This window comes from Roseibium aggregatum (genome assembly GCF_014692675.1).
GTDB classification, from domain to species: domain Bacteria; phylum Pseudomonadota; class Alphaproteobacteria; order Rhizobiales; family Stappiaceae; genus Roseibium; species Roseibium aggregatum_C.
This window is the reverse complement of record NZ_JABFCZ010000017.1, coordinates 1-23,377: the sequence shown is the minus strand read 5'-3', so window position 1 is coordinate 23,377 and position 23,377 is coordinate 1. Positions and strand designations below refer to the sequence as shown.

Sequence of the window (23,377 nt, the reverse complement as noted above, 5' to 3'; positions counted from 1 at the left end):
CTGCTTCCCATCTACAATCTATAGCGACTAGAGCTTCAAGAGGCGGATATGGATTTTTCGATCGGCGACATGTCCCGGCAGACCGGCGTCAAGATCCCGACGATCCGGTACTATGAAAAGGAAGGCCTGCTCGCAGCACCCGTGCGCAGCGAAGGCAACCAGCGGCGCTACGGCGAGGCCGATCTCGACAGGCTCGGTTTCATCAAGCATGCCCGGGACCTGGGACTGCCCATGGCGGCGATCCGCAAGCTCCTGGAACTGAGCGAACATCCCGATCGTCTGTGCACCGATGCCAACCGGATCGCGAATGAACAGCTTGCAGCCGTCCGGCAGCGGATCTCACATCTGAAAAAGCTTGAAAGCGAACTTGCCCGTATTGCGACCAGTTGCGATGGCAGTCACCAGGTCGCCGACTGCTCCATCCTGAAAGCCTTCGGCGATCACGGCCAGTGCGCCGGAGAGCATTGACGATCGCCGTCGAATAAAAAAAGGCCGGGCGATTGCCCGGCCTTCTCGTCAATCCATTGTCTTCCGATCAGGTGTGGATCGGCTTGAAGAAGGTGGCGAGGCCCGCTTCCTTGACGGCTTCCGACATGGTCGGGTGCGCGTGGCAGGTGCGGCCGAGATCTTCCGACGAGCCGCCGAATTCCATCAGGACGGCAACCTCGTGGATCATCTCGCCCGCGCCGAAGCCGACGATATGGGCACCGAGCACCCGGTCCGTTTCCGCATCGGCCAGAACCTTAACGAACCCATCCGTGTGGTTCATGGCGCGCGCCCGGCCGTTGGCCGCGAACGGGAACTTGCCGGCCTTATAGTTGACGCCGGCAGCCTTCAGTTCCTCTTCGGTCTTTCCGACGGAAGCCACTTCCGGCTGGGTGTAGACCACGCCCGGAATAACGTCGTAATTCACATGGCCTGCCTGTCCGGCCAGCATCTCGGCGAGCGCAACGCCCTCGTCTTCGGCCTTGTGCGCCAGCATCGGCCCAACGATCACATCGCCGATGGCATAGATGCCGTCCACATTGGTGCGGTAGTGACCGTCGGTCTTGACACGGCCGCGCTCGTCGAGCGCGACACCGGCTTCTTCCAGTCCCAGACCCTCGGTGTAGGGCCGGCGGCCGATGGCGACCAGCACGATATCGGCGTCGATGGTTTCCGCGTCACCGCCGGCTGCCGGTTCGACCGTCACCGCCAGGCCCTTGCCCTTCCTGGCAACGCCGGTCACCTTCGAGGACAGCTTGAACTCCATGCCCTGCTTCTTCAGCATGCGCTGGAACTGTTTGGAGACGTCGCCGTCCATCGGTCCGAGGATCTTGTCCATGAACTCGACCACGGTGACCTGGGAGCCGAGACGGTTCCACACGGAGCCCAGTTCGAGACCGATCACCCCGCCGCCAACAACGACCAGCTTGCCCGGAACCTTTTCCAGCTCCAGCGCGCCGGTGGAGGAGACGACCTGCTTTTCGTCGATCTCCACACCCGGCAGCGGCATGACGTCGGAGCCGGTGGCGATGACGATGTTCTTCGCCTCAATCTGGGAGACCTTGCCGTCCTCGGCGGTCACCTCGACCTTGCCGGCGGCCAGGATCTTGCCGATGCCGTGAAAGGCGTCGATCTTGTTCTTCTTGAACAGGAAGCCGACCCCACCGACGTTGGCGTCGATCACGTCCTGCTTGTGCTTCATCATGACCGGCAGGTCGAGCTTCGGCTTGTTCAACTTGATCCCGAGAACGTCTAAGCCGTGGCCGGCCTCCTCGAACATTTCGGAAGCATGCAGCAGCGCCTTGGACGGGATACAGCCGATGTTGAGGCATGTGCCGCCATGGGTGGCGCGCTTTTCGACAACGGCCACCTTGAGACCGAGCTGGGCTGCCTTGATCGCACAGACATAGCCCCCCGGGCCGGTTCCGATGACGACGAGATCGTATTGGGACATTTCGGTTGCCTCTGCCTTTGCTCTTGAAACTGTTTGCGTTCAATCAGGGAAGTATGGCGCGGCCGCCGGAGACGTCCAGGATCGCGCCGGTTGTGTAACTGGCTTCATCGGACAGGAGCCACTTGATGGCCCTGGCCACCTCGTCCGCCGTGCCCGGCCGCTTCATGGGCAGGGACGATGTGATTTCCGCCACCCGCCCGGGCAGGCCGCCTGAGGCGTGGATTTCCGTGTCGATGATGCCGGGGCGGATCGCGTTGACGCGGACGCCTTCCGTGGCGACTTCACGCGCGAGGCCAACCGTCATGGTGTCGATGGCGCCCTTGGCGGCGGCATAATCCACATACTGGTTCGCGGCACCCAGCTTGGAGGCCGCCGATCCGAGATTGACGATGGCGCCGCCCTTGCCGCCGTGGCGGGTCGACATGCGCTTCACCGCCTCGCGGGCGCACAGGAAAGACCCGGTCAGATTGATGGCAAACATGCGGTTCAGCCGGTCGAGGGTCATCTCGTCGACGCGCTGGGGACGGTCCACCACGCCGGCGTTGTTGACCAGCCCGACGAGCCGGCCGAAGTCATCGCAGGCGGCGAACATGGCCAGCACATCGGCTTCCGACTGAACGTCGCCCTGGATCGCCCGGGCCTTGCCGCCGGACCGTTCGATCTGCGCGACGACCTCTTCGGCAGCCTGTCTGTTCGACACGTAATTGACCATGATCGCGTGGCCGAGCTCCGCGGCCCGCAGACAGGCGGCCGCGCCGATGCCCCGGCTGCCGCCGGTTACCAGGACCACATTTTCGGAAAGTGTCACTGTCTTGCCCGCCCGGTTCTTCTATTTAAGCCGCACAAGGCGTTCCGACGCCCTGCCGCCGGCCCACACGCCGTCCATGCTGCCATCGGGATTGACCTGATAGACCACCGGATCCTGCGCACCCCAGTCGACGGTCAGAACGGTTCCGTTGAGCGTCCCCTGCCCGCGATAGGTCTGGCCGGCGATTTCCCAGCGGAAGTGGGCCGTGTCGCCTTGAACCGTGATGAACACGCGTCCGCTGTAGCGCGAGCCGTCCGTGTTGCGGCCGTCCACGGCATAGGTGCCTTCCAGGTTCGCCAGATAGACGGCCTTGAAGGCGGCTTCGGCACGTTGCCCGTCAAACGGCAGAAGACCGAAGGAGACGGAAGCCTGAATAAGAAGGGCCGTCACGGCAAGAACGGCACCCCGGAATATTGCCCGAAAGGTGCGGCCCGCGCGATCGTGTGCCGGGATATCCAGTTTCATCGCGACGTCCTCCCCGTCACTGGTTCGTCAGGGCCAGCCGCAAACCGAAGGCGGCGAAGGTCGCTGCGATCGAACGGCGCATCCAGGTCAAGACCCGCTCGCTTCCGAGCACCCTTTGACCGACAAGGCCGGCGAACTGGCCATAGACGATGAAGACGCCAAGGGTCATGGCCATGAACACGCCGCCCATGGCCAGCATGTCGACAACCGGATGGGCCGCGTCATGGGCCACGAACTGCGGCAGGAACGCCAGGAAGAAGACCGTCAGCTTGGGGTTGAGAATGTTGATCAGGGCCCCGGTCACGGCGATCGAGACCGACGACTTTTCAGCGCGATCGTCCGCCTTCAGGTCCATCGGGCCCCGGTCCTTCAGGGTCTGCCAGGCCAGATAAAGCAGATAGGCAACGCCCGCGTATTTCAGGACCTGAAACACGAGGGCGCTTGCATGCAGCAGGGCGGACAGTCCGAGGACGGAGGCCAGGATGGACGGCAGAATGCCGAAGGTGCAGCCGATGGCGGCCGCCACGCTAGCCAGCCGCCCTTTTCCGAGCCCGACCGCCACGGTGTAGACCACGCCGGTGCCAGGCACCAGGACGACCACAAGGGCGGTGATAAGAAACTCCAGGCTCATGATCCGGCTCTCCCCGGGTTCAGGTCTTTATTAGAGATCCAGAACGAGGCGTTGCGGATCTTCCAGGCTTTCCTTGACGCGGACCAGGAAGGTCACGGCTTCCTTGCCATCGACGATACGGTGGTCGTAGGACAGCGCCAGATACATCATCGGCCGGATGACCACCTGACCGTTCACGGCCATCGGACGGTCCTGGATCTTGTGCATGCCCAGGATGCCGGACTGCGGCGCATTCAGGATCGGCGACGACATGAGCGAACCATACACCCCGCCATTGGAGATGGTGAAGGTCCCTCCGGTCATATCAGCCATGCCCAGTTTGCCGTCCCGGGCCTTGCGGCCGAGGTTGCCGATTTCCTTTTCGATTTCGGCAATCGACATCTGGTCGGCATCGCGAACGACCGGGACCACCAGGCCCTTGTCGGTGCCGACGGCCACGCCGACGTGGCAGAACTTCTTGTAGATGATGTCCGTGCCGTCGATCTCGGCATTCACAGCCGGGATTTCCTGCAGCGCGTGGCAGACCGCCTTGGTGAAGAAGCCCATGAAGCCGAGCTTGACGCCGTGCTTCTTCTCGAACAGGTCCTTGTACTGCTTGCGCAGTTCCATGACCGGGCCCATGTCGACCTCGTTGTAGGTGGTCAGCATGGCCGCCGTGTTCTGGGCGTCCTTCAGGCGGCGCGCAATGGTCTGGCGCAGCTTGGTCATGCGCACGCGTTCCTCGCGTGCTTCGTCTTCGGCTGCCACGGGACCGCGGGCGATCGCCGGAGTGGACGGTGCGGGCGCTGCCGCGCTGGTGATGCCGGACTGGACAGCGGCGATGACGTCGCCCTTGAGCACCTGGCCGCGCTTGCCGGAGCCGGCAACCTGATCGGCGGAAAGGTTTTTCTCAGCCATCATCTTGGAGGCCGACGGTGCCGGCGGCATGGACGAGCCGCCTGCGGCCGGAGCGGGTGCTGCTGCCGGTGCAGCTTCAGCCGGAGTTGTTTCAGAGGGGGCAGCGGTAACGGCGGCGCCGCTGGCATCGATCTGGCACAACAGGTTGCCGGGCTCGACGGTGTCGCCCGTCTTGGCAACGATCTTGACCACGGTGCCTGCGACCGGCGCCGGGATTTCCTGGGCAGCCTTGTCGGTTTCCAGTTCCACCAGCACGTCGTCGGCCTTGACCTTATCGCCGACCTTCACGCTCCATTCGCCGACTTCCGCCTCGGTGACGGATTCGCCTGCGCTCGGCGTGACGACATCGACGAGCTCGGCGGCCTTGGAAGCGGCTGCCGGCTTTTCTGCCTTGGCTTCCGCCTTGGCCGGTTTCGCTGCCGCGGCTGCGCCGCCTTCGGCGATCTGGCCGAGAAGGGCGCCGACTTCAACCGTATCGCCTTCGTTGACGACAATGCTTTCCAGTGTGCCGGCCGCCGGTGCGGGAACCTCGACGGTCACCTTGTCGGTTTCCAGCTCCACCAGCGGTTCGTCTGCGGCGATGGCATCGCCCGGCTTCTTGAACCACTGGGCGATGGTAGCTTCGGATACGGATTCACCCAGTGTGGGCACGCGAATTTCGGTTGCCATGGTCGCCTTCTCTTAAGTTTGCCTGGCCAGTTCCGGTGATCAGGAGGCTGTTGCCAGCCTCCGCCTGATTATTCAAACGCCGCGTCGAGGAATGCCTGCAACTGGGCGAGGTGGGACGACATGAGACCGGTCGCCGTCGACGCCGATGCCTGCCGGCCCGCATAGCGCGGCCGCCTGGTCTTCGCGCCGATCTGGTTGAGGACCCATTCGATATAGGGTTCGACGAAGAACCAGCTGCCCATGTTCTTCGGCTCTTCCTGGCACCAGACCATGTCCGCATTCTTGAAGCGGTTGAGTTCCTTCGCCAGAGCCTTCTTGGGGAACGGATAGAGCTGTTCGACGCGCAGCAGATAGACATCGTCGATGCCGCGCTTCTCACGTTCTTCCAAGAGGTCGTAATAGACCTTGCCGGAGCACATGACGACGCGGCGGATCTCGTCGTCGGCCACCAGCTTGGTTTCGGACGTCCCCATTTCCGCATCGTCCCAAAGCAGGCGGTGGAACGAGGTGTCCGCGGCCAGTTCATTGATCTTGGAGACGCAGCGCTTGTGCCGGAGCAGCGACTTGGGCGTCATCAGGATCAGCGGCTTGCGGATGTCGCGGTTCAGCTGCCGGCGCAGGATGTGGAAGTAGTTCGCAGGCGTCGTGCAGTTGGCGACCTGCATGTTGTCTTCCGCGCAAAGCTGCAGGTAACGCTCCAGACGGGCGGAGGAATGCTCCGGCCCCTGGCCTTCGTAGCCGTGCGGCAGCAGGCAGACCAGGCCGGACATGCGCAGCCACTTGCGCTCGCCCGACGACAGGAACTGGTCGAAGACCACCTGCGCGCCGTTGGCGAAGTCGCCGAACTGGGCTTCCCACAGGGTCAGCGCGTTCGGTTCGGCCAGCGAATAGCCGTATTCGAAGCCAAGCACCGCTTCTTCGGAGAGCATCGAGTTGATGACCTCGTAACGGGCCGCCCCCTTGCCGAGGTTGTTCAGCGGAATATAGCGGCCTTCGTCCTCCTGGTCGTAGAGCACGGAGTGACGCTGGGAGAAGGTGCCGCGTTCGCAGTCCTGGCCGGACAGGCGCACCGCGTGGCCTTCGCGCAGCAGACCGCCGAAGGCAAGCGCTTCCGCGGTTGCCCAATCGATCCCTTCGCCGGTCTCGATCATGCGCTCGCGGTTTTTCATGAAGCGCGCGATGGTCCGGTGAATGTTGAAGCCGTCGGGGACATGGGACAGCTTGCGGCCGATGTCCTTCAGTTCCTCGATCGGAATGCCGGTCGCGCCGCGCCGCGGGTCGTCCTCGCCTTCGGCGCGCTTCAGACCCGACCATTTGCCGTCGAGCCAGTCGGCCTTGTTCGGCTTGAAGGCTTGTCCGGAATCGAACTCGTCATCGAGATGCTTGCGCCAGTTCGCCTTCATCTCCTCGACTTCTTCCGCCGAGACGACGCCTTCCTTGACCAGGCGCTCGGAATAGATCTGCAGCGTCGTCGGATGCTTGCGGATCTTGCGGTACATGATCGGCTGGGTGAATGCCGGCTCGTCGCCCTCATTGTGGCCGAAGCGGCGGTAGCAGATCATGTCGATCACGACCGGACGGCCGAAGATCTGACGGAATTCGATGGCGATCTTGGCGGCGAAGGTCACCGCTTCCGGGTCGTCGCCGTTGACGTGGAAGATCGGCGCCTCGATCACCTTGGCCATATCGGAGGGATAGGGCGACGAGCGCGAGAAACGCGGGTTCGTGGTGAAGCCGATCTGGTTGTTGATGATCACGTGGATCGAACCGCCGGTGCGGTGGCCGCGCAGGGCCGACAGGCCGAAACATTCCGCCACGACGCCCTGGCCGGCAAAGGCCGCATCGCCGTGCAGAAGCAGCGGCAGCACCTTGGAGCGGTCGACTTCCGTGGTCTCGACCCAATGGCCGTCGACCGCGGAAAGCTGGTCCTGCTTGGCGCGGGACTTGCCGAGCACGACCGGGTTGACGATTTCCAGGTGCGAAGGGTTGGCCGTCAGAGACAGGTGGACGTTGTTTTCGTCGAAGGTCCGGTCGGAGGAGGCGCCCAGGTGATACTTCACGTCACCGGAGCCTTCCACTTCGTCCGGCGCGTAGGAACCGCCCTTGAACTCGTGGAAGATGGCGCGGTGCGGCTTACCCATCACCTGGGAGAGAACGTTCAGACGGCCGCGGTGGGCCATGCCGAGAACGATTTCCTTCAGGCCCAGCTGGCCGCCGCGCTTGATGATCTGTTCCAGGGCCGGGATCAGGGCTTCGCCGCCATCGAGGCCGAAACGCTTGGTGCCGGTGTACTTGACGTCCAGAAACTTCTCGAAGCCCTCGGATTCGATCAGCTTGTTCAGGATCGCCTTCTTGCCTTCCTTGGTAAAGGCGACCTGCTTGTCCGGACCCTCGATGCGCTCCTGGAGCCAGGACTTCGCCGCCGGATCGGAGATATGCATGAACTCCACCCCGAGGGTGGAACAATAGGTCCGCTTGAGGATGTCGAGCATCTCGCGGATCGTGGCGTATTCCAGACCCAGGACATGATCGATGAAGATCCTGCGGTCCCAGTCGGCTTCGGTAAAGCCGTAGGAGGCCGGGTGCAGCTCCTCGTGATCCTTCAGCGCGGCAAGGCCGAGCGGGTCGAGGTTCGCATGCAGATGGCCGCGCATGCGGTAGGCGCGGATCATCATCAGCGCGCGGACGGAATCGCGCGTCGCCTGATGGACTTCGGCCTCGGAGACCGGCGCGCCCTTGGCTTCGGCCTTCTTCTTCAGCTTGTCGCCGAGCTCTTTTTCAATCGGCGCCCAGTTGCCGTCAAAGGCGTTGACAAGATCGCCGTTCGCCGCAATCGGCCAGTCCTTGCGCTTCCACGGAGCGCCCTGTGCTTCCTTGAGCACATCTTCCTTGGCGTCCTGGAAACTGGCAAAGAAATCCTGCCACTCGGGTTCGACCGAGTTCGGATTTTCCTTATATTGCGCGTAGAGATCTTCGATATAGGCTGCGTTGGCGCCGTAAAGCAACGACGTCAGTGCGAAGACTTTGTTCGCTTCCTGCCGTGCCATGTCCATCCAGCGGAGGTATGCTCCGCCCTTTTACTGACGGTCGGACCAGACGGCCCGAACTGGTTTCCTTTTCAGACCGGCGCAATTGCCGGTCCCCTCGAATGCGGATCGAGGCACTTTCGCGCCTCGTTCCAATCCTGTCACTATGCCTTACGAAACGTAAACAATTTCCGTTCCGTGTGGGGCATAAATATTGGTCAGCCCTTCAGGACTTCAAGAAGCGTCTCACCAAGCTTCGCCGGGGACGGCGAGACCTTGATGCCGGCGGCTTCCATGGCCGCGATCTTGTCTTCCGCGCCACCCTTGCCGCCGGAGATCACGGCGCCTGCATGGCCCATGGTTCGGCCCGGAGGAGCGGTCCGGCCCGCGATGAAGCCGGCCATCGGCTTCTTGCGGCCCTTCCTGGCCTCGTCGATCAGGAACTGGGCGGCGTCTTCTTCGGCGGAGCCGCCGATTTCACCGATCATGATGATCGACTGGGTTTCGTCGTCGGCCAGGAACATTTCCAGGACGTCGATGAACTCGGTGCCCTTGACCGGGTCGCCGCCGATACCGACTGCCGTGGTCTGGCCGAGGCCGGCGTTGGTGGTCTGGAACACGGCCTCGTAGGTCAGCGTGCCGGAACGGGAGACGACACCGACGGAGCCCTTCTTGAAGATGGAGCCCGGCATGATGCCGATCTTGCATTCTTCAGGGGTCAGGATGCCCGGGCAGTTCGGGCCGAGCAGGCGCGACCTGGATTTCTCCAGCTTCGCCTTGACCTTGACCATGTCGGCAACCGGGATGCCCTCGGTGATGCAGACGATGAAGGGGACTTCCGCGTCGATTGCTTCGATGATCGCAGCACCGGCGCCTGCCGGCGGAACATAGATCACGGAGGCGTCCGCGCCGGTCGCTTCCTTGGCTTCGCCGACGGAAGCAAAGATCGGCAGGGTGGCGGAGGCGTCGACACCGGAGGTCCAGGTTTCGCCGCCCTTCTTCGGATGCACGCCGGCGACCATCTTGGTGCCGTAGTACTGCAGCGCCTGTTCCGTGTGGAACGTACCGGTCTTGCCGGTCAGGCCCTGAACGATGATTTTCGTGTCTTTATCGACGAGAATGGACATTTACGCGCCCCCCTTGACGGCTTTCACAATCTTCTGGGCGGCGTCGTCGAGATCGTCGGCGGCGATCACGTTGAGACCGCTTTCGTTGATGATCTTCTTGCCGAGTTCCACGTTGGTGCCTTCCAGGCGGACAACGAGGGGAACCTGCAGGCCGACTTCCTTAACGGCTGCGACCACGCCTTCCGCGATCACGTCGCAGCGCATGATGCCGCCGAAGATGTTGACCAGGATGCCCTTCACGTTCGGATCGGAGGTGATGATCTTGAACGCGGCCGTCACCTTCTCCTTGGAGGCACCGCCGCCGACATCGAGGAAGTTCGCCGGCTCTGCGCCGTAGAGCTTGATGATGTCCATGGTCGCCATGGCCAGGCCCGCGCCGTTGACCATGCAGCCGATGTCGCCGTCGAGAGCGACGTAGGCGAGGTCGTACTTGGACGCCTCGATTTCCTTGTCGTCTTCCTCGGTGACGTCGCGCAGTTCCATGATTTCCGGATGGCGGAACAGGGCGTTGCCGTCGAAGGAGACCTTGGCGTCGAGAACGCGCAGGCGGCCGTCCTTCATGACGATCAGCGGGTTGACCTCAAGCAGGCTCATGTCCTTTTCCATGAAGGCCGTGTAGAGGATCGGAAACAGCTTCATGCCGTCTTCGCGCGCCGCACCTGATAGCTCGAGCGCATCGCAGAGCTTGCCGGCATCGTCTGCCGTCACGCCGGTGTCGGGATCGATCGGCAGGGTGACGATCTTGTCCGGAGTTTCCTCGGCCACGGCCTCGATGTCCATGCCGCCTTCGGTGGAGACCACGAAAGCCGGACGGCCGACGGTGCGGTCGACCAGGATGGAGAGGTAAAGCTCGCGTTCGATGTCGGCGCCGTCCTCGATATAGAGGCGGTTGACGACCTTGCCGGCCGGGCCGGTCTGCTTGGTCACCAGGGTGTGGCCGAGCATTTCCTTCGCGTTGGCGACGACTTCATCGAGCGTGAACGCCAGGCGGACACCGCCCTTTGCGTCCGGGCCCAGTTCCTTGAACTTGCCCTTGCCGCGTCCGCCGGCGTGGATCTGGGACTTCACGACCCAGAGCGGTCCGGGCAGTTTCTTCGCAGCAGCTTCCGCCTCGTCGGCGGAGAAGATGGCGACGCCTTCAGCGACAGGCGCGCCGTATTCCTTCAGCACCGCCTTGGCCTGGTATTCATGGATATTCATGCGTTTCCTCCGGTTGCGGAGGACCGCCGCCGTTTTTCAGGCGGCGATCGTCGGGTTCCGTCTGGCGGCTCAGGCGAGCGCCGGCTGGATCTTCTTGCAGGCCTCGACGAGACCCGCGACAGAGGCGACGGACTTGTCGAACATCGCCTTTTCGTCTGCGTTCATGTCGATTTCGATGACGCGCTCGACGCCGTCGGCGCCGATAACCACCGGCACACCGACATAGGTGTCCTTGAGGCCGTACTGGCCGCTCAGAGCCGCCGCACAGGGCACGACGCGCTTCTTGTCCTTGAGATAGCTCTCGGCCATGGAAATGGCGGAGGACGCCGGGGCGTAGAAAGCGGAGCCGGTCTTCAGGAGGCCGACGATCTCTGCGCCGCCGTCACGGGTGCGCTGGACGATTTCCTCCAGGCGGTCCGCGGTGCACCAGCCCATCTTGACCAGATCCGGAAGCGGGATACCTGCAACGGTGGAGTAGCGCGTCAGCGGCACCATGGTGTCGCCGTGGCCGCCGAGCACGAAGGCCGTCACGTCTTCCACGGAGACGTTGAACTCCTCGGCGAGGAAGTAACGGAAGCGGGCGCTGTCGAGCACGCCGGCCATGCCGACCACCTTGTTCGCCGGCAGGCCGGAGAACTTCTGCAGGGCCCAGACCATCGCATCGAGCGGGTTGGTGATGCAGATGACGAATGCGTCGGGCGCGTATTTCGCGATGCCGGCGCCGACCTGCTCCATGACCTTCAGGTTGATTTCGAGAAGATCGTCGCGGCTCATACCCGGCTTGCGGGGAACACCGGCCGTGACGATGACAACGTCGGAGCCTTCGATGGCTTCGTAGTCGTTCGCGCCGGCCAGCTTGGCATCGAAGCCGTCGACCGGAGAGGATTCAGCCAGGTCCAGCGCCTTGCCCTGCGGAACACCTTCCGCGATGTCGAAGAGAACAATGTCTCCAAGTTCCTTCAAGCCAGCAAGATGAGCGAGCGTACCGCCGATTTGACCTGAGCCGATCAAAGCAATCTTGTTCCGCGCCATATCCGAAAGTTTCCCTTTACGTAAGATGGAACCTTATGCCATCCGCTGATGACCGGGGATGGCACTACTCCCTTTGGCTTCCCTGCGCAAGCTAATCTAAAGACTATTGCGCCTGAAACTCAAATTTACCGTTCGGACTCCCGTCAAGATCATTGACGTATACGTAATGTATACTCAGGATTGTCCGTGATGATTTTCTCCCGTCAGGTAGGCTTCCGACCGCATCTCGATCAACCGGGAAACGGTCCGGTCGAATTCGAAGGCTTCCGTTCCGTCCGGCGCCACGTAGAGCCCGGTCGGTTCCGCCTCTGCCGAGATGATGACCTTCACCCCGCTGTCGTAGAACGTGTCGATCAGGTTGATGAACCGCTTCGCCTCGTTGCGGCGCGGCTTGTCCATGACCGGGATATTCTCAATAAAGACCGTCCGGTAGGCATGGGCTATCCGAAGATAGTCCGAAGCGCCGAGCGGACGGCTGCACAGCTCCTCGAACGTAAACCGTGCGACACCGGATGCAACCCGGCCAACCGGAATCTTCCGCCCCTTGTTTTCCAGTTCTTCCCGATGGGGCGTCACGCCGTTGGTAAGCTTGTGCCAAAGATCCCCGATCTTTTCGTCCGCCTCGGGTCCGAGCGGCGTCACATAGACCGGCGCTCCAGCCAGCTTGTCCAGACGGTAGTCGGTCGGGCTGTCCAGCTTGGCGACTTCCACATGGCGGGTCAGAAGATCTATGAAGGGCAGGAACAGCTGGCGGTTGAGCCCGTCCTTGTAGAGGTCCTTCGGGTCCACGTTGGACGTCGCCACGACGACGACGCCGAGTTCGAACAGCCGGGCGAACAGGCGGCCGAGGATCATCGCATCGGCGATGTCGGTGACGGAGAATTCGTCGAAGCACAAGAGCCGGGTCTCGACGGCAATCTGGTCGGCAACCGGACCGATCGGATCGTCGCCCTTGACCTCTCCGCGCTTGAGCGCCTGGCGGTGGGCATAGATGCGGTCGTGCACATCGGCCATGAATTCGTGGAAATGCGCCCGGCGCTTGCGGCGGATGACGGTCACCTCGAAAAAGAGGTCCATCAGCATCGTCTTGCCGCGCCCGACACCGCCCCACATGTAGAGGCCGGTCACATCCTTCCAAAGATCCTTGTTGCGGCCGAAGAGCCAGCCGAGCGAACTTTTCTTGGAGGCGAGCCGCACCTCTGCCAGGCGGCTGTTGAGAAGATCGAGCTTGCGGACCGCTTCAATCTGCGCCCCGTCCCGGGTGATTTCGCCAGCGGCGACCAGCGCGTTGTACCGCGCTTCCAGCGCTCGGTTGACCGGCAATTCGACTTTCAAAACTGGCGCTCCATGCGAGAATGCCACATCCGCAGTCCCGGCGGCCGGGTCGGCGGGTACAAATTGTCGCATGGCGAATACGGTCTATTGAGCCCGGATGCAAGGCCGGGCGCAGACCTAATCGGTTGATTGACTGAAAATAGTTTTCATACGCCTGGAACGCTTAGCCAAAAGGCGTAGCCGGACCGGACCTTTCGACAATGCCCTATTCGGCAAGAAGCTGCGCGGCCCGTCCGGCCTGGAGTTCCTGAAGGTAAAGCAACTGGGCGACCAGGTTGCGTTCGGTCTGGTCCTCGAAATTCGCCTTGCGGCCGCGGCCATCGGTCAACAGCCAGGCATTGCCCAGCTTGACCGCATCGCATTCGACCGGGGTCGTCCGGTTCAGCCCCAGCGACACCAGCAGGCTGCTGTCCTTTTCAGGGCCGTCCTCCTTCATCGCCTTTCGCAGACGGCTGTAGCAGGTCTGGACGGAAACGGCCGGAAAGATCAGAGAGCTTGGCTCGCCTTCCCTGAGGCTCACCGCCCGGACGATGCCCGGGCCTTGCGGAATATTCGTCGCCGAACAGGGCACCTTGTGCAGATCGCCGAGTGTGGTCCACTCCGCGCGAAGCGTCACCGTCACGGGCTGGCGCAGGGCCGGCATGGCCTTGGCCAACCGCCGTTCCGCATCGCTGCCTTTTTCCCGCACCCGCGGACGCGCTGTGCCGTTGCTGCCGGCAAGCGCGGTTCCGCCGATCCGCAAGCGGCGGAAAACGACCACGTCTCGGTTCAGATCGGTTCTCTCGACCCGCCAGCCCGCATCGAGCCACGCATTCTGATGCACGAGACTTCCGCCCGAATTCGCCCACCAGGTGCGGTGTTCGCGCGCGCTTTTGGGCAAATTAGATCCAAGTATGTTTTCGACATCGTCGAGTTTGGCAGCCCAGACCACATCCTCAAGGCGCGCCAGGTGTTCACGCAACGGATCGTATTTCGACATGTTTCAGCTGTCTCCCTAGATGAACCAAGTTTACAGCCTAAACGCGTGTCGTCCAGTAAAAATTACCTCAGGTTGTTATCGATAAAGAGACGCCGGGGCGCCGTTTGCGGTCTGGCCGTTGAACTGCTGTGCAGACGTCGCATAGAGCTGCGCAACGGTTTGCCCGCTCGCGTCTTTCAGCACCACCTGCTTGCCGCTCAGATCCCAGGCGGAAATTCCGCTCAGGAGCGGACTGGTGCATCCGCGCGTGTTGGCGCGGTAACCGCCGGACCAGGTGGTCAGGGTCATGAACGCCATGCAATTGTCTGTACCGGAACTCAGCTTCCAGCCGCCGAGCATGTCGCTGCGGCTTACCTCCAAAGCCCCCGTCGGCTCTGCAAGAGTGTTGGCAGCGACATCGGTCCCGTTTCCTGCATTGTCGTAAGGGCTGCCCGGCACGGATCCGTCGAGCGGCTGCAAATCACCCTGCCCGACCGGTGTCGTCGGGGTCGCCGGCAGCGGCGCTGCATAGCGACTGCCTCCGGACAATCTCTGGCACCCGGTTATGCCGGCCAAAATACACAGCCCGACAACAATCGTCGTATTCCGCATCATATCAATCCGTCCCGTTCCGCCGCGAACATCGTTTACCAAGTCTTAGCCCACAATGGTGAAAACGCCAAAACCCGACTCAAGTCTAAGAATTGCGCTATTGAAAAAGGCAGGATGCGGCCTTTATATGACTGTCGACGTCTGGGAGGACGCCTTGGGAGGTTTGTTTTTGACAGGAGCCTTCCATGCTGCAGCCTGCCCGAACCTGGTTCCGGACCAAACGGCAAAAGAGCTGTAACGAGCCGTTTTCTGGGGTTTCCGGGCTTTCCGGGACGTTCCGCCCCCTCCGCGGCGATGAAAAATCCGCCTTTCGCGATCTTCTTTTGCGCCTGGACCCGGAAAGCCGGCGCAACCGATTCGCCATGACGGTCGACGATTCGTTCCTGGTGTCCTATGCGGAAACCAGTTTCGCGCAAAGCCCGGTCATTTTCGGCTATTTCGAGGACGGTGTCCTGCGCGGAACCGCGGAATTGCGCACCCTGCCGGAGCCGCACATGGCCGAAGCCGCTTTTTGCGTGGAAAAGGGCTGGCGCCGGAATGGCGTCGGCACGCGGTTGATGGACGCCCTCCTGAACGAGGCGCGCGATCTCCAGATCGAGCATATCTACATCAGCTGCCTTGCGGCCAATCACACCATGCAGGCGCTGGCGCGCAAATTCGCCGCCAGACTGACCTATCAGTCCGGCGACATGATCGGCCTGATCAAGGCCCCGAAAGCCCGCATGAAAGACTGGATCCGCAACAACGTGGCGAGGACGCTGTTCCAGCCGCGCAGGCTGGCGTCGGCCGCTTCCGGACAACAGTCCTAACCGGCGAGAACTCTATAGACCGCTTCGGGATGCACCGGCGGATCCAGAACATCGTCGATCGCATCGCATATGCAGTCGAACATGGCGGCGCAAGTTTCGAAGGATTCCGGACGCGGCAGTGCATCGGCGATCCTCCAGACATCGATCGCCGGCGCATCGCCCCGGATGGCGCTCAGGTCGCCTTTCGGCAGATCGGCCAGATAAATGATTCGATCCAGAGCAGGCGCAAGCGGCTGAAGGAACACATCCAGGCTTTTCGGGGTCAAACCGTCCGCCTGCAGGCCGTGGGCGGACAACAATCGCCGGGCCGCCGCATGCAGTTCCGGAGCCGGCACGAGGCCGGCCGAAAAGGCCCTGACGATGCCCTCTCCCCTTGCGTTCATATAGGCCTCTGCAAGCGGGCTAAGGAAGGCGTTGTCAGGACAGACGAACAGCACGGTTGTTTTGGACACGGCGAACCTCCGAATTACCGTTATGCGAATCGCCCCAGCGCGCGGCACCTCCTCTACGCCCGCGTTTGGAAAACAATGTGACAATCCGGGTCGGAAACTCATTTATGAGGACGCGGCCCGATCAATTCGCATTTCAACGCGAAGGGGCGTTCCTCTATCTTCAATATTTCGGATATAAGAAACCGGCATCCATTCTCTGCCCTCCCAATCAGGAAAGGACCGCACTCATGGCGGAAACGGAAATTATCAACGGCGGCACGCTGCAGACGCTTTCAGTTGCGGAAGTCAAGGAAATGTACGACCGGAACGCGATCGTGCTGATCGACGTGCGCACCCCGTCCGAATATGACTTCGAGCATGTGGGCGGCGCTCTTCTGGCGCCCATGTCGGCATTCGACCCGGCCCGCCTGCCGGGCTCGCCTGAAGACCGGCCGATCGTGCTTTACTGCGGATCCGGCATGCGGTCGCGGCGAATGGCGGAAAAATGCCTGGCCGCGGGGTTTTCCAAGATCGCCCACATGGCCGGCGGCTTCAACGCCTGGAAACAGGGCGGCAACGGCTACCTGGGCACCGATCCGTCGACCGGCGCCCACGTGCCGCGTCCCTGATCGACCCGAATTCCCCTCAGGCTTCCGCCTTCGGTCCAAAGGCATCGAAGGCGGCAAGCGCCTCGGCGCCGTAGATCATGGACGGCCCGCCGCCCATGTATACGGCGACACCGATCGTCTCCATGACCTCTTCCCGGGTCGCGCCGTATTTCGCGGCTGCCTTGGCATGATAGGCCAGGCAGCCGTCGCAACGCGCCGTAATGCCGATGGCAAGCGCGATCAGTTCCTTGGTCTTTGAATCCAGCACACCGGGCGCGATCGCAGCGCGGGCGACCTCGTGAAAGCCCTTGGTGACGCCCGGAATGCCGCCGCGCAGCTCTGCCATGCGCTTGTCGGTCTGTGAAATGAAGGATTGCCAATCGGATACGGACATGTCTTTTCCCCTGGAGCGCGTTGCCTGCCGGAAATCCTGCCGGCAGGCTGAGGCAATGGCGCCTATACCAATCACGATTTGCGCAACCTTCGTTGATTTCACTCAAATGACGCGCCGATTGTTCGGTCTGTTATCCTGTTAATGACACCGCGGCCTTGTCCCGCCGACCTTTCAACCCGACTATTATCGACTGACAAGAACCGATGGTTCCCCCATCGGACAAGCAAGAGGACCTGTTCCGTGCCCGTTTCCGTCTGGTGCATTCTGATCGCCGCGATCCTGCCGATCGCCGCGGCATTTCCGGCCAAGCTCAGCAAGGACTACGACAATGCCAATCCCCGCGACCCGGACTACTGGCGCGACGGATTCCGGTCCCGGGCGTATGCGGCCCAGGCGAACGGGTTCGAGGCCTTTCCGTTTTTTGCCATCGCCGTGATCGTCGGACTCGGCCAGGGCGGCGATCCCTCCTGGATCGACCGGCTGGCGGTCCTGTTCGTCGCCATGAGGCTTATCTACACCTTCTGTTACTGGACCGACCGGGCGACCCAGCGATCGCTTTCCTGGGCCGTCGGGTTCCTGTCCGTCGTGGGAATTTTCACGTCACCGGTTTGGAGCTGATTTCGCCGATACGGCCGATTGTCCGCAACGGCTCGCGACAACTGGCATTTGCGCCGGGCCGCTGCATTCGGTAACCATGCTTGAACAACAACCAACGAAAGACCCAGGGTAACTTCGTGCCGACATCCGACCAGACGACTGCGGCATTGCCGACCGGCCATAGTCAGCGGCTGCAAGGCGAGATGCATATTGTCGACACGCTGATTGCCGAACGCGGCGAGCAGGTCATGGCCAGCCCTTGGTGGCCCCTGATCCGGCCGATCGCCCACAAGATCCTGCGCTACCGGTCGGCAGTCGACATGGCCGATACCATTGGACCGATGGAGGCCAAGTCGGTCTTCGATCACCTGAGCGATCTTCTCACCTTGAAGATGACGACGGTCGGCCTTGAGCGGGTGCCGGCCAGCGGTCCCGTGGTGCTGGTCTCGAACCATCCCACCGGCATCGCCGACGGGATTGCGCTCTATGACGCCATCAAGCCGCAGCGCACGGATCTTGCCATCTTCGCCAACCGGGACGCGATCCGCATCAATCCGCGGCTTGCGGAGATGATCGTGCCGGTCGAATGGCGCGACGGCTTCAAGACCCGCGAGAAGACCAAGGAAACGCTTCGGATCGCCGCCAACGCCTTTTCCAGCCAGCGGGTGGTGGTGCTGTTTCCCTCGGGTCGACTCGCCTACTGGCACGAAGGCAAGCTTACCGAACGGCCGTGGATGAGTTCGGCGCTGGCGCTGGCGCGCAAGAACAAGGCGCCGATCATTCCCGTCCATATGGGCGGGCGGAATTCGGGCCTGTTCTACTTCCTGGCCCGGGTGTCGACGGAACTGCGCGACATGACCGTCTTCAACGAGCTCCTCAACAAGAAGGATGCGGAATTCCGGGTCCATTTCGGCAAGCCGATCAGCCCCGAGGCGCTGGAAGGCGACCTCGCCGAACTGACCGAACGCTTGCGCGTCCACTGCGCCGAGACGCTTGCGAGCGAACCGGACGCGGAATTTTGAGCAAGACCTTTCATTTTCTGAAAGTCATCCACAGCCCCTGATTGCCCAAAACCGGCGAATAAGAGATGGTTCGGCAAGATCTAAGGAATCATCGGCTTGTCCTCCATTCAGCCGCTTCGCACCGAAGCTCCGGAAATTACTGCGCTATCCGAACCCGGTTCCGAACCCGCGGACGTTCTGCGCCGGGTCTTCGGCTATGACGCCTTTCGCGGCCGCCAGCGGGAAGTCGTCGACGCGCTCGTTGCCGGGCGCGATGCGGTGGTCCTGTTTCCCACAGGGGCGGGCAAATCGCTGTGCTACCAGATCCCGGCGCTGTGCCGGCCCGGCATCGGCATCGTCATCTCTCCGCTGATCGCCCTGATGAAGGATCAGGTGGGCGCGCTCCTTGCCGCCGGTGTCCGTGCAGCCGCGCTCAATTCCGCTCTCAGCCCGGACGAACAGGATGCCGTTCGCGCCCGCGCGCTTTCGGGTGACCTCGACCTGCTCTATGTCACCCCGGAACGGCTTGCGACGGAGAGCTTCCGCCGGTTTCTGGACACGCTGCAGATTGCATTGTTCGCCATCGACGAGGCCCATTGCGTCAGCCAGTGGGGCCACGATTTCCGCCCCGAATATCTGACCCTGTCCTCTCTGGCGGACCGGTATCCGGGCGTGCCGCGCGTGGCGCTGACGGCGACCGCCGATCCGCACACCCAGGAAGACATTCTCAAGCGCCTCAAGCTGGAGGACGCGGATGTCTTTTCCACCAGCTTCGACCGGCCGAACATCCGCTATGAAATCGTCGAGCGCACCAACCAGCGCCAGCAGCTTCTGGATTTCCTGACCCGCCACAAGGGCGAAAGCGGTATCGTCTACTGCCTGTCGCGCGCCAAGGTGGAAGACATCGCAGAGTGGCTGACCTCCAAGGACATCCGCGCACTGCCCTATCACGCCGGTCTTGCACCCGATATCCGCGCCGCCAACCAGGACGCCTTTCTGCTGGAAGAAGGCCTGTGCCTTGTCGCCACTGTTGCTTTTGGTATGGGGATCGACAAGCCGGACGTGCGCTTCGTCGCTCATCTCGACCTGCCGTCCTCGGTCGAGGCCTATTACCAGGAAACCGGCCGAGCGGGCCGTGACGGCGCGCCGTCGGAAGCCTTCATGGCCTACGGCATGGCCGATGTGGTCCAGCGGCGGCGGATGATTGCCGAAGGCGATGCGCCGGACGAAATCAAGCGGGCGGAAAACGCCAAGCTGAACGCGCTGCTTGGCATTTGCGAGACCGCCGGCTGCCGGCGACAGGCGCTGCTCGCCCATTTCGGCGAGACCTATCCGGAGCCTTGCGGCAATTGCGACACCTGCCTGTCGCCGGTGGAGACCTGGGACGGGCTGGAAGCCGCGCAGAAATTCATGTCCACGGTCTACCGCACCGGCCAGCGGTTCGGCGCCGGGCACGTGATCGACGTGCTGCTCGGCAAGGAAACGGAAAAGGTCACCCGCTTCGGCCACGACCGCCTGTCGGTCTATGGCATCGGCCAGGAACATTCGGCCAAGACCTGGCAGTCGGTGGCCCGCCAGCTCGTCGCCGGCGGGTTGCTCGACGTCGACCACGCCAATTTCGGCGCCCTGATCCTGACCGAGGACGCCCGTGGCGTTTTCCGCGGCGAGCGGGACGTTCTCCTGCGCAAGGACCGGGGAACGGCGAGCCTGAAGAAGACCCGCGACAAACACTCCGCATCCCTTGCCGACGACCTCGATGCGGAAGACCGGCTGCTGTTTGAACGCCTGCGCCGGCTGCGCACCCAGATCGCGCGGGACGCCGAAGTGCCGCCCTATGTGGTTTTCCCGGATGCGACCCTTGCAGGCATCGCCAAGGCCCGGCCGGTTTCCGCTGACGCGCTGCTTGCCGTTTCCGGTGTCGGCCAGACGAAACTGGACCGCTACGGCGAGGCCTTCATCGATCTGGTGGAAGCCTTCGAGGCGGGGGTTTAGCGCCTAAGGTTAAGGCCATTGGATTGCCCGGTCTTTACATATTCGCCGGGCAATGACACCGGGTAAATGGCAGGACCTTTCCCCATATGAGGCGTCATCACACTGCGAAGTGCGGGTGATCCAATCCACATCACGACTTGTTATGCACTACGGCAGCATGGCACCGCCGTCATCAAACGCGCGATATTGAGCCCAATGCTCTGTTAGTGGGTGGCGACCGGCAGTCCCTTGAAGGCTTCCGCGCCCCAGACCGCCTTCACCCGCGCATCGCGGCCGCAGCCCTTGCGGTAGCCCTTGTAGGCATCGGACCGTTTGACGTAGCCGAAGCGGGTGAGCGTGCGGACACTGCTCTTGTAATAGTCCTGGTGATAGTCCTCCGCCGGCCAGAAGACGGCAGGCTTTTCCACCGGCGTGACGATCTTTTTGCCGAGATCCTTCTCCGCATCGGCGATGGCGGCCTTCGCTTCCTTCGCCTGCTCGTCGTCCAGCGGATAGATCGCCGTGGAATAGGCGTGGCCGCGGTCGCAGAACTGGCCGCCGGCATCGGTGACGTCGATGGTGCGCAGGAAGATGCCGATCAGATCGCGATAACTCAGCCTGCTCTCGTCGAAATCGACCTTGGCCACCTCGCGATGGCCGCCGTCGTCATAATTCCGGTAGGTCGGGTTTAGCGTCGTTCCGCCCGCATAGCCCGACACGACCTCGCGTACGGCCGGCAGGCTTTCCAGATCGGATTCCACGCACCAGAAACAGCCGCCCGCGACAACCGCGGTCTCGGCTTTGACAGGCAGAACGGCTGTTGCACTGGTGACGGCGACAACGGCGGCAAGAACAAGGGCACGCATGGTCTGGGACCTCCCGGGATATTATGGCCCCAGACCTAAGACAATCGAACGTCACCGTCACCCTCTTGCGGCGTCTGATCGCGTTGGTTTGATGGCGTGTGAACGTCTCGGAAAGAAGAACCGGCCTCAGTCCTCCCAGACGTTGGCGTTTTTCTCAAAGTCCGGTCGCTGCGGCCCCACGACACAGAAGCGGTGCCCGCTCGGGGCCTCCATCACGACCCAGGTCTTGCATTTGCCGACTTCCCTGGCGCCAAGTCTTGTCAGACGTGCGACCTCGGCGGAGATATCGTCCGTTTCAATATCCAGGTGAACCCGCGGGCCGTGGTCGACGGATTGCACCAGCAGGCGCATCTCGCTGTCCGGACCGATCAAGTCGCGATATTTCGGATCCTTGGGCCGGTCTTCCGCGACCCGCCCGAGAGCGCTTGCCCAGAAGGTTGCGTGCTCGCCGAGATCGCCCCCCTGACAGTCGATGACCGCCACTGCCAGTCTGCTCTTGTGCATGCTGGTTTCCTCCTGTTCCGGCCCCTTATTCCGGGCCCCTCATTCCGGGCGATGGCAGACCGCCTCGATGTTGTGGCCGTCCGGATCGAGCACGAAGGCCCCGTAATAATGTTCATGATAGTGCGGGCGCAGTCCGGGCGCGCCGTTGTCCCGGCCGCCGGCGGCCAATGCCGCTTCGTAAAATGCATCGACAACCGCCCGGCTCGGTGCGGTAAAGGCCACGTGCAGGCCGCCGGTGAGCGCCTTGCCGGTGCCGATCCAGAATTCAGGCTTGTCGATGCCAAAGCCGCAATGAGCTCCGCTGCCGGTCATTTCGGGCGTGACCTCCATGAGGACCTTGATGCCGAGCGGCGCCAGCGCCTGTCCGTAGAAAGCCTTCGATTTTTCAAAATCGGAAACCGCGAAACCAACGTGATCGAGAATGCCCATGGGTCCAGTTCCTTGCTAAAAAATACCAGGAACAAATAAAGAACACTTTGTAGGAATCCGCAAGATCAAATCCGGTTTGCGCGCGAGCTGCAATCGCCCGCGCGCAATCTTTCATGATGCGATGAAAGCGGTCAGGCGGCTGCAGAACGAGGGTCCGCGGCCTTTTGCCGTTGCCCCGACCAATCGATCCTCTGGGTCGCGAACATGGTGATCGCCAGGGCGACAAAGGCGATGATCGATCCGATGAGCAGGGCGTAGTCCTGCTCGCGCATCAGCGCGTAGAGAACCGCGTAGATGCTGGCCAGAACCGTCAGCATGACGGCACCGGCCATCCAGCTTTTCAGCGACGATCCGACATAGGCGGCGTTCAGGGCGGTCGCGGCACAGGCGGCGGCCAGATAGGCCCGCGTGTATCCGATATGCTCTGCCAGGGCGAGCAGCATCACATAGAAGACGACCAGCGCCAGACCGACCAGACCGTACTGGATCCAGTGGAACTGCCAGCTTGAGCCCATTTCCAGCATGAACACCGCCATGAAGGTCAGGCTGAAGAAACCGATGGCATATTTCAACGACCTTGAGATGGTCTGGTAGAAATCGACCGGCTCCACGAACTTCACGCCCATCATTGTCGATTGCAGGGGCAGGATGGTGGTCTCCAGAAACTTCGGCAGGCCGCGCGCCAGATACGGAATGACCCATTCGGCGGTAAAGCCGCCGTCGGTTATGTCTCGAGTCTCCGGCAGAAAGGCTCCGGTAAAGCCCGGGTGGGGCCAGTCGGAAGTGATTGCAACCTTTGTCGTCTGGCCGGCCGGCGCCAGGTAAATTGCGGTCGAGCCGTTGAATTGCAGGGGAATGTCAAAGGAAAAGCCCGACCGCCAGCTGGCCGGCGGGATCGGCGCATTAATGCCGGACGAAGCAAGTTGCATGTTTTTGTTGTAATTATGGGATGGCCCGCCCCTCTCCGGAGCGATCCGATAGGATTGCTCTGTATTTGAGGTAGAGAGGAACGGACCGATGTCGATTTTTGTACTTGGAATTGATCTTGGCAAGAACGTGTGCAGCCTG

The 23,377-nt window shown here is 62.2% G+C and carries 24 protein-coding genes; 6 read left to right on the top strand and 18 right to left on the bottom strand.

All coding sequences use genetic code 11. The features are described 5' to 3' along the window. Positions 1–48 precede the first annotated feature (48 nt). Entirely contained in the window at positions 49–468 is a 420-nt protein-coding gene (locus tag HK439_RS15665) for a MerR family transcriptional regulator (RefSeq protein ID WP_190292470.1), read from the top strand. 67 nt (positions 469–535) lie between these two features. Here the strand turns inward: HK439_RS15665 and lpdA are convergent, their stop codons facing one another. The 12 genes from lpdA to HK439_RS15605 all read right to left on the bottom strand — a co-directional run bounded on the left by lpdA (position 536) and on the right by HK439_RS15605 (position 14,636). After that, positions 536–1,939, bottom strand: coding sequence for a dihydrolipoyl dehydrogenase (lpdA, locus tag HK439_RS15660; protein ID WP_190292469.1), 1,404 nt, complete (start codon positions 1,937–1,939; stop codon positions 536–538). 43 nt (positions 1,940–1,982) lie between these two features. After that, entirely contained in the window at positions 1,983–2,747 is a 765-nt protein-coding gene (locus HK439_RS15655) for an SDR family oxidoreductase (protein WP_190292468.1), read from the bottom strand. A gap of 21 nt (positions 2,748–2,768) precedes the next feature. Continuing rightward, positions 2,769–3,212, bottom strand: coding sequence for a hypothetical protein (locus HK439_RS15650; protein ID WP_190292467.1), 444 nt, complete (start codon positions 3,210–3,212; stop codon positions 2,769–2,771). 16 nt (positions 3,213–3,228) lie between these two features. Then, complete coding sequence (locus HK439_RS15645) at positions 3,229–3,843, bottom strand: LysE family translocator (protein WP_190292466.1); 615 nt, start codon at positions 3,841–3,843, stop codon at positions 3,229–3,231. A 30-nt stretch (positions 3,844–3,873) separates the two neighbouring features. Continuing rightward, positions 3,874–5,409, bottom strand: a complete 1,536-nt coding sequence (odhB, locus tag HK439_RS15640) for a 2-oxoglutarate dehydrogenase complex dihydrolipoyllysine-residue succinyltransferase (RefSeq protein ID WP_190292465.1) — start codon at positions 5,407–5,409, stop codon at positions 3,874–3,876. 68 nt (positions 5,410–5,477) lie between these two features. Further along, positions 5,478–8,456 (bottom strand): 2-oxoglutarate dehydrogenase E1 component, encoded by a 2,979-nt coding sequence (locus tag HK439_RS15635; protein WP_190292573.1) that lies wholly within the window; start codon positions 8,454–8,456, stop codon positions 5,478–5,480. A gap of 197 nt (positions 8,457–8,653) precedes the next feature. Further along, positions 8,654–9,562, bottom strand: a complete 909-nt coding sequence (gene sucD, locus HK439_RS15630; RefSeq protein ID WP_190292464.1) for a succinate--CoA ligase subunit alpha — start codon at positions 9,560–9,562, stop codon at positions 8,654–8,656. Further along, positions 9,563–10,762: an ADP-forming succinate--CoA ligase subunit beta gene (gene sucC / locus HK439_RS15625; protein ID WP_190292463.1), complete on the bottom strand. Its 1,200-nt coding sequence runs from the start codon at positions 10,760–10,762 to the stop codon at positions 9,563–9,565. It lies immediately after the preceding gene. Positions 10,763–10,831: 69 nt separating this feature from the next. Beyond that, positions 10,832–11,794, bottom strand: coding sequence for a malate dehydrogenase (mdh, locus tag HK439_RS15620; RefSeq protein ID WP_190292462.1), 963 nt, complete (start codon positions 11,792–11,794; stop codon positions 10,832–10,834). A gap of 174 nt (positions 11,795–11,968) precedes the next feature. After that, a complete protein-coding gene (zapE, locus tag HK439_RS15615; protein ID WP_235987940.1) occupies positions 11,969–13,129 on the bottom strand; it encodes a cell division protein ZapE in 1,161 nt (386 codons plus the stop codon). Positions 13,130–13,334: 205 nt separating this feature from the next. Beyond that, positions 13,335–14,108 (bottom strand): DUF7662 domain-containing protein, encoded by a 774-nt coding sequence (locus HK439_RS15610; RefSeq protein WP_190292460.1) that lies wholly within the window; start codon positions 14,106–14,108, stop codon positions 13,335–13,337. A 75-nt stretch (positions 14,109–14,183) separates the two neighbouring features. Continuing rightward, positions 14,184–14,636 (bottom strand): protease inhibitor Inh/omp19 family protein, encoded by a 453-nt coding sequence (locus HK439_RS15605; RefSeq protein WP_209011860.1) that lies wholly within the window; start codon positions 14,634–14,636, stop codon positions 14,184–14,186. A gap of 248 nt (positions 14,637–14,884) precedes the next feature. Between HK439_RS15605 and HK439_RS15600 the strand changes: the two genes are divergently transcribed. Beyond that, positions 14,885–15,508: a GNAT family N-acetyltransferase gene (locus HK439_RS15600; RefSeq protein ID WP_190292458.1), complete on the top strand. Its 624-nt coding sequence runs from the start codon at positions 14,885–14,887 to the stop codon at positions 15,506–15,508. Here HK439_RS15600 and HK439_RS15595 read toward each other — a convergent pair. Next, on the bottom strand, positions 15,505–15,960 hold the full coding sequence (locus HK439_RS15595; protein ID WP_209011859.1) for a low molecular weight phosphatase family protein: 456 nt from the start codon (positions 15,958–15,960) through the stop codon (positions 15,505–15,507). The genes HK439_RS15600 and HK439_RS15595 overlap by 4 nt on opposite strands. A gap of 227 nt (positions 15,961–16,187) precedes the next feature. Between HK439_RS15595 and HK439_RS15590 the strand changes: the two genes are divergently transcribed. Further along, positions 16,188–16,568 (top strand): rhodanese-like domain-containing protein, encoded by a 381-nt coding sequence (locus HK439_RS15590; protein ID WP_190292456.1) that lies wholly within the window; start codon positions 16,188–16,190, stop codon positions 16,566–16,568. Between the two features lie 16 nt (positions 16,569–16,584). Here the strand turns inward: HK439_RS15590 and HK439_RS15585 are convergent, their stop codons facing one another. Next, on the bottom strand, positions 16,585–16,941 hold the full coding sequence (locus HK439_RS15585; RefSeq protein WP_190292455.1) for a carboxymuconolactone decarboxylase family protein: 357 nt from the start codon (positions 16,939–16,941) through the stop codon (positions 16,585–16,587). 240 nt (positions 16,942–17,181) lie between these two features. Here HK439_RS15585 and HK439_RS15580 point away from each other — a divergent pair, with 240 nt between their 5' ends. The 3 genes from HK439_RS15580 to recQ all read left to right on the top strand — a co-directional run bounded on the left by HK439_RS15580 (position 17,182) and on the right by recQ (position 20,531). Beyond that, on the top strand, positions 17,182–17,559 hold the full coding sequence (locus tag HK439_RS15580) for an MAPEG family protein (protein WP_190292454.1): 378 nt from the start codon (positions 17,182–17,184) through the stop codon (positions 17,557–17,559). A 116-nt stretch (positions 17,560–17,675) separates the two neighbouring features. Beyond that, positions 17,676–18,560: a 1-acyl-sn-glycerol-3-phosphate acyltransferase gene (locus HK439_RS15575; protein WP_209011856.1), complete on the top strand. Its 885-nt coding sequence runs from the start codon at positions 17,676–17,678 to the stop codon at positions 18,558–18,560. Between the two features lie 105 nt (positions 18,561–18,665). Then, positions 18,666–20,531, top strand: coding sequence for a DNA helicase RecQ (gene recQ, locus HK439_RS15570; protein ID WP_419247592.1), 1,866 nt, complete (start codon positions 18,666–18,668; stop codon positions 20,529–20,531). A 203-nt stretch (positions 20,532–20,734) separates the two neighbouring features. Here recQ and msrA read toward each other — a convergent pair whose 3' ends face one another. The 4 genes from msrA to creD form a co-directional block, all read right to left on the bottom strand. Beyond that, positions 20,735–21,376, bottom strand: a complete 642-nt coding sequence (msrA, locus tag HK439_RS15565; RefSeq protein WP_190292453.1) for a peptide-methionine (S)-S-oxide reductase MsrA — start codon at positions 21,374–21,376, stop codon at positions 20,735–20,737. Between the two features lie 126 nt (positions 21,377–21,502). Continuing rightward, positions 21,503–21,880 (bottom strand): VOC family protein, encoded by a 378-nt coding sequence (locus HK439_RS15560; RefSeq protein ID WP_190292452.1) that lies wholly within the window; start codon positions 21,878–21,880, stop codon positions 21,503–21,505. 39 nt (positions 21,881–21,919) lie between these two features. Then, positions 21,920–22,303, bottom strand: coding sequence for a VOC family protein (locus tag HK439_RS15555; protein WP_328804182.1), 384 nt, complete (start codon positions 22,301–22,303; stop codon positions 21,920–21,922). A gap of 137 nt (positions 22,304–22,440) precedes the next feature. Then, positions 22,441–23,238: a cell envelope integrity protein CreD gene (gene creD / locus HK439_RS15550; RefSeq protein ID WP_209011854.1), complete on the bottom strand. Its 798-nt coding sequence runs from the start codon at positions 23,236–23,238 to the stop codon at positions 22,441–22,443. Positions 23,239–23,377: the final 139 nt, after the last annotated feature.

Coding starts and splice junctions, on each gene's coding strand:
- HK439_RS15665 (WP_190292470.1), top strand. CDS start 49: ATGGATTTTTCGATCGGCGACATGTCCCGGCAGACCGGCGTCAAGATC.
- lpdA (WP_190292469.1), bottom strand. CDS start 1,939: ATGTCCCAATACGATCTCGTCGTCATCGGAACCGGCCCGGGGGGCTAT.
- HK439_RS15650 (WP_190292467.1), bottom strand. CDS start 3,212: ATGAAACTGGATATCCCGGCACACGATCGCGCGGGCCGCACCTTTCGG.
- HK439_RS15645 (WP_190292466.1), bottom strand. CDS start 3,843: ATGAGCCTGGAGTTTCTTATCACCGCCCTTGTGGTCGTCCTGGTGCCT.
- odhB (WP_190292465.1), bottom strand. CDS start 5,409: ATGGCAACCGAAATTCGCGTGCCCACACTGGGTGAATCCGTATCCGAA.
- HK439_RS15635 (WP_190292573.1), bottom strand. CDS start 8,456: ATGGCACGGCAGGAAGCGAACAAAGTCTTCGCACTGACGTCGTTGCTT.
- sucD (WP_190292464.1), bottom strand. CDS start 9,562: ATGTCCATTCTCGTCGATAAAGACACGAAAATCATCGTTCAGGGCCTG.
- sucC (WP_190292463.1), bottom strand. CDS start 10,762: ATGAATATCCATGAATACCAGGCCAAGGCGGTGCTGAAGGAATACGGC.
- mdh (WP_190292462.1), bottom strand. CDS start 11,794: ATGGCGCGGAACAAGATTGCTTTGATCGGCTCAGGTCAAATCGGCGGT.
- HK439_RS15610 (WP_190292460.1), bottom strand. CDS start 14,108: ATGTCGAAATACGATCCGTTGCGTGAACACCTGGCGCGCCTTGAGGAT.
- HK439_RS15600 (WP_190292458.1), top strand. CDS start 14,885: ATGCTGCAGCCTGCCCGAACCTGGTTCCGGACCAAACGGCAAAAGAGC.
- HK439_RS15590 (WP_190292456.1), top strand. CDS start 16,188: ATGGCGGAAACGGAAATTATCAACGGCGGCACGCTGCAGACGCTTTCA.
- HK439_RS15585 (WP_190292455.1), bottom strand. CDS start 16,941: ATGTCCGTATCCGATTGGCAATCCTTCATTTCACAGACCGACAAGCGC.
- msrA (WP_190292453.1), bottom strand. CDS start 21,376: ATGCGTGCCCTTGTTCTTGCCGCCGTTGTCGCCGTCACCAGTGCAACA.
- HK439_RS15560 (WP_190292452.1), bottom strand. CDS start 21,880: ATGCACAAGAGCAGACTGGCAGTGGCGGTCATCGACTGTCAGGGGGGC.
- creD (WP_209011854.1), bottom strand. CDS start 23,238: ATGCAACTTGCTTCGTCCGGCATTAATGCGCCGATCCCGCCGGCCAGC.